Origin of the sequence: Flavobacterium sp. (assembly GCF_035760125.1) — a bacterium.
Classification (GTDB): Bacteria; Bacteroidota; Bacteroidia; order Flavobacteriales; family Flavobacteriaceae; genus Flavobacterium.
Genome location: NZ_DASTTN010000157.1, coordinates 1 through 6,837 on the forward strand (window position 1 = coordinate 1; position 6,837 = coordinate 6,837).

Annotated in this window: 8 protein-coding genes; 6 read left to right on the top strand and 2 right to left on the bottom strand. The window is 35.1% G+C overall.

Annotation, left to right across the window (positions count from 1 at the left end; translation table 11 throughout):
* The first annotated feature begins 25 nt into the window (after window positions 1-25).
* The gene (locus VFS71_RS06055; RefSeq protein ID WP_326399992.1) at window positions 26-1,276 is read left to right on the top strand and encodes a TMEM143 family protein; all 1,251 of its coding nucleotides are present in this window, start codon (window positions 26-28) and stop codon (window positions 1,274-1,276) included.
* Between the two features lie 58 nt (window positions 1,277-1,334).
* Here the strand turns inward: VFS71_RS06055 and VFS71_RS06060 are convergent, their stop codons facing one another.
* Both VFS71_RS06060 and VFS71_RS06065 read right to left on the bottom strand, forming a co-directional pair.
* Window positions 1,335-1,607: a DUF4242 domain-containing protein gene (locus VFS71_RS06060; RefSeq protein ID WP_326399995.1), complete on the bottom strand. Its 273-nt coding sequence runs from the start codon at window positions 1,605-1,607 to the stop codon at window positions 1,335-1,337.
* Window positions 1,608-2,031: 424 nt separating this feature from the next.
* Entirely contained in the window at window positions 2,032-2,394 is a 363-nt protein-coding gene (locus VFS71_RS06065) for a membrane-binding protein (RefSeq protein WP_326399996.1), read from the bottom strand.
* A 474-nt stretch (window positions 2,395-2,868) separates the two neighbouring features.
* Here VFS71_RS06065 and aspS point away from each other — a divergent pair, with 474 nt between their 5' ends.
* The 5 genes from aspS to VFS71_RS06090 all read left to right on the top strand — a co-directional run bounded on the left by aspS (window position 2,869) and on the right by VFS71_RS06090 (window position 6,694).
* Window positions 2,869-4,623, top strand: coding sequence for an aspartate--tRNA ligase (aspS, locus tag VFS71_RS06070; protein ID WP_326399998.1), 1,755 nt, complete (start codon window positions 2,869-2,871; stop codon window positions 4,621-4,623).
* 109 nt (window positions 4,624-4,732) lie between these two features.
* Complete coding sequence (locus tag VFS71_RS06075; protein ID WP_077378011.1) at window positions 4,733-4,927, top strand: cold-shock protein; 195 nt, start codon at window positions 4,733-4,735, stop codon at window positions 4,925-4,927.
* 239 nt (window positions 4,928-5,166) lie between these two features.
* Window positions 5,167-5,532, top strand: coding sequence for an NADH-quinone oxidoreductase subunit A (locus VFS71_RS06080; protein WP_310006476.1), 366 nt, complete (start codon window positions 5,167-5,169; stop codon window positions 5,530-5,532).
* An 86-nt stretch (window positions 5,533-5,618) separates the two neighbouring features.
* A complete protein-coding gene (locus VFS71_RS06085) occupies window positions 5,619-6,167 on the top strand; it encodes an NADH-quinone oxidoreductase subunit B (protein ID WP_116796379.1) in 549 nt (182 codons plus the stop codon).
* Between the two features lie 5 nt (window positions 6,168-6,172).
* Window positions 6,173-6,694 (top strand): NADH-quinone oxidoreductase subunit C, encoded by a 522-nt coding sequence (locus VFS71_RS06090; protein WP_326400000.1) that lies wholly within the window; start codon window positions 6,173-6,175, stop codon window positions 6,692-6,694.
* Window positions 6,695-6,837: the final 143 nt, after the last annotated feature.

The window sequence follows — 6,837 nt, forward strand, 5'->3', positions numbered from 1 at the left end:
AATCCATTAAAGTCCCGAATTCAATATGCAACCAGAACACTATATCCCATTTGATAAGGAATTTTTACTCGAAGAACAACTGGCGGAATATGCAGGAGAAGAAAAGCAGGTCGAGGATTTCAAAAAGCTGTTCGACATCATTGAGCATTATTTCCACTATGACGCATTTAACCTGATCCGTAATTTAAAACAAAATTATGCGTTGTTCGACCCGGATTTAAATCCAAAAGAACGCGAGGCTTTTGTTGGCAAAAGTGATTTTTCCCTTTTCAAAGAAACACTGCTTAAAGTTTTGGATCGAGGCAATTATAGTCGTGTGGATCAGGAAACTTTGGACAGGGCCTTCCAAGATTCGGATTTGATTGGTTTGAAACTGGACATTAACATAGAGGATTACAAAGAATACGGATTGTATGTGCGTGGTCAGCATAAAGCAAAAGAAACGGTCTCTAAATTCTTTTTTTGGAAGAAAGAAATAGAGATTGAATATTATGACCGCGTGATGATTTACCTTAATTATCACGATGCCGATTACTATAAGGAAAAGAAAAACCGTACGAACAAAATGCCGATTGATCCCGGGGCTATCGTATTGAAAATCTTCAAACGCGTTCCCAAAAACGACATAGAAACGATATTCCCGAATGCAGTCCCGATGATGTCCACAACCGATAAACTATTGTTATGGGTTCCAGGACTTGTGGGTGGTATTTCGTTATTGAGTACCAAAGTGATTCCGGCATTGATCACGATGCAATCGGCCGTTGAATCTGGGGAAACAATTGATTTGCTAAACAGCAAAACATCGTTAAACCAAGGTTTGATCGCCCTCGGAATATTAGGTGCGTACTTGTTCCGTCAATACAACAACTTTGTGAACAAGAAGATAAAGTATTCGAAAATGCTTTCGGACAGTCTTTATTTTAAAAATCTGGGGAATAACAGTGGTGCGTTTTATTCTTTGTTAAACTCTTCGGAAGAGGAAGTGCTTAAGGAAACCATCTTGGCCTACTCCTTTTTGAACAGAAGCGAAACTCCCTTAACGGAAGAAGAACTCGACCATCAGATTGAATCTTGGTTTAAAACAAAACACAATACCGAACTTGATTTTGACGTAAAAGATGCGTTGCAGAAATTAAAAAACACTGGACTTGGTTCTGAAACCAATGGCAAATGGAAAGTTATTCCTTTGGACAAGGCGCTCATCAGAATAGACGAGATATGGGATGGAGTTTTTGACTACAGCCAGGTAACTACAAACTTGGAAGTTATTTAAAAACAAAAAGGAGAAAATCTAAGCGATTTTCTCCTTTTCCAAAATAAGCGATAACTTGCTACTCCGCAGTAACCGGGTCGATAATTTCCGAAACAAGACTTATTTTATTGGCTGGAAACCCGCCCTTATCGGCATGTTCCCTAATCATTTCTGCATTTGGCGCAATATAAACACAATAGATTTTGTCATCAGTCACATAACTGTGTTTCCACTGTATTTCTGGCCCCATTTGTCTTAAGACATCACAAGATGTATTCGAAATTTCTTTTAATTGTGCTGGTGTCAAATTCCCTGCGTTGGGAATTTCCCTTTCAATAACATACTTTGGCATACTAATTAGATTAAAAAATTAGAATAAAATAATTTAAAGAAAATCCCTTTTTTGTTCCGCTTTAGAAAATAATCAAAGGGAATAGAAGAGATTTATAAAAAAGGGGCAGTACAAACAATTGCTTTTTTAATTCAATAAACATTAAAAAGCACTACAACAGTCAAAATCGGCTAATACAGTAATCTATAAAAGCCGATTTCTTAACAAACACAAACTTTATAATTTGGGGCACTGACAAATAGATATTTTGAATAAACTGATTCTCTATTTCACCCTAAACCATACGATGCATTTGCATAATAAAGGTACAATAAATCCATTTAAACAAATTCGAACTTAACAAAGTTATAACACTGAAAAGCGCAATAAAAAAAGGAGAAAATCAACAATGACTTTCTCCTTTTCTTAAATTAACTATGTATTGCTACTCGTTTGAAGTCGCAAAAGCATCTTGTCTCCAATTTTTAACTTTTTCAATTTTGTTATTAGAGAAATCAACTTCGCTAAGACTATTTTTTCCATCAATTTGAGACCAGAAAAACCATTTGCCTGTTTTTACGCCAGCAACATATTCTCCTGAGGAAATTTTATCTCCGGATTCGTTATAGGAAACCCAGATTCCTTCTAATTTACCATTTTCAAAATAGCCTTCTTGTTGCACTTGCCCATTTTCATAAAAATAGGTGGCTTTTATTTTTTTGCCGAATGGCTCCAAAACGGGTTTCGCATCTTGTGCAAAAATAGCCCCTGAGAATAATACCGCTACTAAAATTACAAGCTTTTTCATATCGTTAGTTTTTAATTGTTTACATCTTATATATCAAATTTAGAGACAAATTTTACATTAAAAAAACATTTTGGTAACAATTTCGTAACATATGCGAAAGCTTAACATTGGAAATAAAAAATAAAGAAATTTCTTTCCAAAAAGAGATGATTTAAGTCAATTTTAGGAAAAACTAACTTTTAATAAAAATAATTAGGCCCGCCGAATTTCATATTATCTGAGTTCAATTATTAATCTGGAGCAGAAAAATTTGGCTTTTTCAGTTGGCAACGGTCCCGCTATCCGTTTCAATCTCTCTCGTTGAAAAAACGAGAGAGGATTTTCACTGCTATCGGGGCTAAAGAGAGAGATTTTGCTTTTTTGTCATCATTCAAAAAAGATAAATACAAAAAATCGACTTTCGCAATCTAAAATTCATAAGTTAATCCTAAATTTGCACTCGCGCTAAAAAGAGCAAAAACTAAAATTTATATCATGTACAGAAGTCATAATTGTGGCGAATTGAACGCCTCACATATCAATACAGAAGTTACACTTGCCGGTTGGGTTCAAAAATCTAGAGATAAAGGATTTATGAATTGGGTAGATTTACGCGACCGTTATGGAATTACACAATTGATTTTTGACGAAAGTCGTTCTATAAAAGAAGTTTTTGAAGCTGCTAAAACATTGGGTCGCGAATATGTGATTCAGGTAAAAGGAACTGTTATTGAGCGTGAAGCCAAAAACAAAAACATTCCTACCGGTGAAATCGAAATTTTAGTAACCGAACTAAATATATTAAATGCCGCTTTGACTCCTCCGTTTACCATCGAAGATGAAACTGATGGTGGTGAAGACATCCGAATGAAATACCGTTACTTGGACATTCGAAGAAATCCAGTAAAAAACAGTTTGCTTTTCCGTCACAAAGTGGCAATGGAAGTGCGTAAATATCTTTCAGACTTGGATTTCTGTGAAGTGGAAACTCCTTACTTAATCAAATCAACTCCAGAAGGAGCAAGAGATTTTGTCGTACCATCACGTATGAACGAAGGGCAATTCTATGCTTTGCCACAATCTCCACAAACTTTCAAACAATTATTGATGGTGGGTGGAATGGATAAATATTTTCAAATTGTAAAATGTTTCCGTGATGAAGATTTACGTGCAGACAGACAACCGGAGTTTACACAAATTGACTGTGAAATGGCATTTGTGGAGCAAGAAGATATTTTGAATGTATTTGAAGGTTTGACTCGTCATTTGCTAAAAGAAATAAAAGGCATCGAAGTAGATAAATTCCCTAGAATTACTTACGATTATGCCATGAAAACATACGGAAATGACAAACCGGACATTCGTTTCGGAATGGAATTTGGTGAATTGAACGAATTTGCACAACATAAAGATTTCCCGGTTTTCAATGCTGCCGAATTAGTTGTCGGAATAGCGGTTCCTGGAGCAGGAAATTATACCCGTAAAGAAATTGACGCCTTAATTGACTGGGTAAAACGTCCACAAGTAGGCGCCAGCGGAATGGTATATGCAAAATGCAACGAGGATGGAACTTTTAAATCTTCTGTAGATAAATTCTACGATCAAGAAGACTTGACCAATTGGGCAAAAACTACAGGAGCAAAACCTGGTGATATGATTTTTGTACTTTCTGGACCAGCCGACAAAACAAGAGCACAATTAAGCGCCTTGCGTATGGAATTAGCAACTCGTTTGGGATTAAGAAATCCTGCAGAGTTTGCACCTCTTTGGGTTGTGGATTTCCCATTGTTAGAATTTGACGAAGAAAGCGGACGTTACCATGCTATGCATCACCCATTTACTTCTCCAAAACCAGAAGATATGCACTTATTAGAAACCGATCCTGGAAAAGTTCGTGCCAATGCCTATGATATGGTTTTGAACGGAAATGAAATTGGAGGAGGTTCAATTCGTATTCATGACAAGGCGACACAACAATTAATGTTTAAATATTTAGGCTTTACTGAAGAAGAAGCAAAAGCACAATTTGGCTTCCTAATGGATGCTTTCCAATTTGGAGCACCTCCTCACGGTGGTTTAGCTTTTGGATTGGACCGTCTAGTCGCTATTTTAGGGGGACAAGAGACTATTCGTGATTTTATTGCATTCCCAAAAAACAACTCTGGAAGAGACGTAATGATTGACGCTCCGTCTGTTATTGACGAATCACAATTAAAGGAATTACATATTAAATTAAATTTAACAAATTAGGTGAAAAGGTTGAATATCAATAATTTTAGAAAAAAAATATTGTGAGAATGATTTTCGTATTATATTAAAGATTACATTTGCCTCATTATAAATTATTATTACTATTACAATGCGTACAGGTACAGTTAAATTTTTCAATGAATCTAAAGGTTACGGATTCATTACAGACGAAGAAACAGGAAAAGACATTTTTGTTCATGCATCAGGAATCAACGCGGAAGAATTACGCGAAGGTGACAGAGTAAGCTATGAAGAAGAAGAAGGAAGAAAAGGTAAAGTTGCTGCTAAAGTTGCAGTTCTTTAAGCATAAAAATAGTTAACTATTTTTTGCAAAAAGCGTCTAAAAAACGTTCCGATTAATTTCGGAACGTTTTTTTTTGCATTATTCTCACCAAAACATCATACCACTGTAATATTATTTATAATCAATAAAAATAATATAATTTTCTAATTTATTCGTAAACTAATTTTCGTTTTGCACTTGTGATTTCCACTCACTAAAGCTATCTTTGTGCCTCATTTCAAAGCAAAATAAATATAATTATGCAATCCGAACAATTAAACTATATTCCAGTCTTTATGCAGCTTGTTTTGGCTGTAGGATTTGTCATAGCAGTGATCATAATTTCCGGTAAACTTGGCCCGAAAAGATCCTCAGAAAATAAAGACAAAAACTTCGAATGCGGTATTGAATCTGTAGGAAATGCCAGAATCCCGTTTTCGGTAAAATATTTCTTAGTTGCTATTTTGTTTGTTCTTTTTGATGTCGAAGTGATATTTTTATATCCTTGGGCCGTGAATTTCAAAGAGTTAGGTATTGAAGGAATGATAAAAATGATTATCTTTATGATGCTTCTTTTGGTTGGTTTTTTCTATATCATCAAGAAGAAAGCTTTAGAGTGGGAATAAAATTATTTTAAATTATAAATGTTGAATTATAAATTAATTAAAACATTCAAAATTTAAAATTCAACATTCAAAATAAAAAAAACAAAATGAGCGATTCAAAAATAAATATGGTAGCCCCTCCGGAAGGTGTTGTTGGTGAAGGATTCTTTGCTACAAAACTGAATGACGTTGTAGGATTAGCTCGCGCCAATTCACTTTGGCCTTTACCTTTTGCAACCTCTTGTTGCGGAATCGAATTTATGGCAACTATGGCTTCGCATTATGATTTGGCCCGTTTTGGTTCTGAAAGAGTGAGTTTCTCTCCTCGTCAGGCCGATATGCTATTAGTAATGGGAACTATCTCCAAAAAAATGGCTCCGATTTTACGTCAAGTATACGAACAAATGGCAGAACCTAGATGGGTAATTGCTGTTGGAGCTTGTGCTTGTTCAGGAGGAATTTTCGATACTTACTCTGTATTACAAGGAATTGACAAAGTAATTCCAGTAGACGTGTATGTTCCTGGTTGTCCTCCTCGCCCAGAACAAATTGTAGATGGAGTTATGAGGTTACAAGACTTAGTAAAAAGCGAATCTGTAAGAAGAAGAAGTTCACCAGAGTACCAAGAATTATTGGCATCTTATAACATTCAATAAGTAAAATGGCTTTAGAAACAACAGAAATTCAAGATAAGTTAATAGAAACTTTTGGTTCAAAGGTTTTAGGATTCAATCAAGATAAAGACATTTTTGCATTTGAAGCGGATTCAGACATCATTACAGCTGTCGTTCTTTATTTAAAAAATGACCCTACTTTACGTTTTCACTTTTTGACTGATTTATGCGCGGTACATTACCCTGACAATGAAGAAAACAAACAGTTTGCTGTAGTTTATCATTTGCATAATTGGTACGAAAACAAACGCATCCGAATTAAAGCATTCATAAACGGTTCAAATCCAGAAATTAAAAGTATTTCAAATATCTTTTTGTGTGCCAATTGGATGGAAAGAGAAACTTACGATTTCTTCGGAATCAATTTCATCGGACATCCACAATTGAAACGTATTTTGAATATGGATGAGATGATTTCTTTCCCTATGCGTAAAGAATTCCCAATGGAAGACAGCGGAAGAACAGATAAGGACGACAGATTCTTTGGAAGAACAACAACAAATTGCTAAAAAATAAATAATTCAACATTATAAAATGTCAGAACTATTATTACCACCAGAGCATAGATATGCTAAAATAATAAAGGAAAAACTAAACGAAGACGGAAGCGAGCTTTCTGTACTAAATTTAGGGCCAACGCACCCAGCTACAC